General features: G+C 58.6%; 2 protein-coding genes. Both read left to right on the top strand.

The window, feature by feature from the left end:
* Positions 1-970: magnesium and cobalt transport protein CorA (locus tag NMC31_RS26005; protein ID WP_253899399.1), on the top strand; the 970-nt coding region annotated here is incomplete at its 5' end.
* Between the two features lie 91 nt (positions 971-1,061).
* Positions 1,062-1,634: a hypothetical protein gene (locus NMC31_RS26000; RefSeq protein ID WP_004099040.1), complete on the top strand. Its 573-nt coding sequence runs from the start codon at positions 1,062-1,064 to the stop codon at positions 1,632-1,634.
* The last annotated feature ends 174 nt before the right edge of the window (positions 1,635-1,808 follow it).

The following is a 1,808-nucleotide window of genomic DNA, read 5'->3' as shown; positions in this document are numbered from 1 at the left end:
CATGACCATTATCGCCGCATATTATTACAACGAAGGTAAGCGAGTCCGTGAAATCAGGCTCGATGAGCACGTCGAACTAAACGAGAATCGCTCGGGCTTCTGCTGGATCGCGCTTAGCGAGCCCACCGCAGACGAACTCAGCGCGATCCAGACGACGTATAACCTCCATCCTTTGGCGATCGACAACGCCATGCACCCGCTGTGCCCGCCCAAGCTCGAGGTCTACAACGATGAGTTGTACGTCGTCGCCCAGACCGCCGAGCTGGTCGGCGACCGGATCAGCTACGGCAAGATGGCGATCTTCACCGGTCACAATCACCTTATCACCGTGCGGCACGGCAATGCCGGAGCGCTGGGCAAACTTCGGGAGCAACTCGAGGCATCGCCGACGCAGTTCGGCAAGGGTGTCGACTATGTGCTGCACGCGATCTTGCACCGAGTGGTCGACCAGTATCTGCCCATCTTCGAAATGATCGAGGACGACGTCCTGGCGATGGAGCGACGGTCGCTGCACGATTTCCTCGAGCCAGAAGAGGTGGCGCGAATCTTCGAACTAAGGTCCGAACTCACGCGGTTCCAGCGCACGCTCGGGGCTATGGCCGAGCTGGTGCGAAAGCTCGTTCGCGGCCACTTTCCCTGCATCAGCGCCGAAATGACACCATATTTCCACGACGTCGCGGACCATGTCCACCGCGTGCAGTCCATGGTCGACGGCCTCCTGCTTGTCCTGTCCACGGTCTTCGAGGCCAGCAGCCTTCTGGAAGCGCAAAGGATCGGTGTGGTCACTCGCCAGCTCGCGGCCTGGGCGGCGATCTTGGCGGTCCCGGCGGCGATCGCCGGAATATATGGCATGAACTTCAAGCACATGCCGGAACTGGACACGCCATATGGCTACTTCGTCGTGCTCGGAGTGATAGCGGTGTTCTGCCTTCTCCTATTCATGCGCTTCAAGAAGGCCAAGTGGCTATGAGTAACGCACTTCGCGAGCTTCTCCGTCCGCCGAGTCACAGCGCGCTTTGTGCGCGAGCGTGTCCAATCCAGTTCAAGATGAAGGTGCTTCCATGACCTCCCAGGTGACCGACGTTCTAGAAGCAGTCCAGTCATTCATCGCCAAAGGCTATGACCGCGAATACCGCGTCAAGGACGGCAATCTCGTCGATCTCGAACTAGGGTCAACCCTCGATGCATGCAGCATTCGCGTCGATGCGGCGTTGCGCCTCGAGAGCGGGGACGACGGCGAAGATGCCTCCAACATCTACGCGATCACCGATCCGGCGACAGAGCATAAAGGCCTGTTGATCGACGCCTTCGACGTGTTCCACGAAATCTGCCCCCGCGACTTGTCCGAGCGCCTTGTGGCGCATCGGGAAACAGCACCGGCAGGTGACCAGGACGCGCCGAGCAAGCACGGACTACGGAAAGTCTACAAGAGCGAGTTTCACAGCGATCCCGAGCGTTACGTTCTGCGCGAGGGCTTTCCAGACTTCCCGCCATGCCCTTTCGGCCAATCCTTCAGCATCCTCGGCTTCGATACCGCCGAGCAGGAATATGTCTGGCTCGTCACGAGCATCATTCGAGATCCTCGGCTGATCAGGGTTCCATACCAGGGCGAAGACGTCATCAGCGACGAATAGCGGTGTCGCTTAGCCGGAAAGGCTGGCCTTCCTGGCCCACACATCTGCAGGCTGAACTTTAAGAACATCGAAAATTAGGAGGTGATTATGGACTGGAACAAGGACCACATACGAGAAACTATGCTCTTGCTGGAGACAGCAGCGTTGCACAGCGCTCGCGAAAACTACCTGGAC

Origin of the sequence: Pseudocitrobacter vendiensis (assembly GCF_943590815.1) — a bacterium.
In the GTDB taxonomy this organism is placed as follows: Bacteria; Pseudomonadota; Gammaproteobacteria; order Enterobacterales; family Enterobacteriaceae; genus Pseudocitrobacter; species Pseudocitrobacter vendiensis.
Note: the sequence above shows the minus strand (reverse complement) of the source record. Positions and strands in the feature narration are given on the sequence as shown.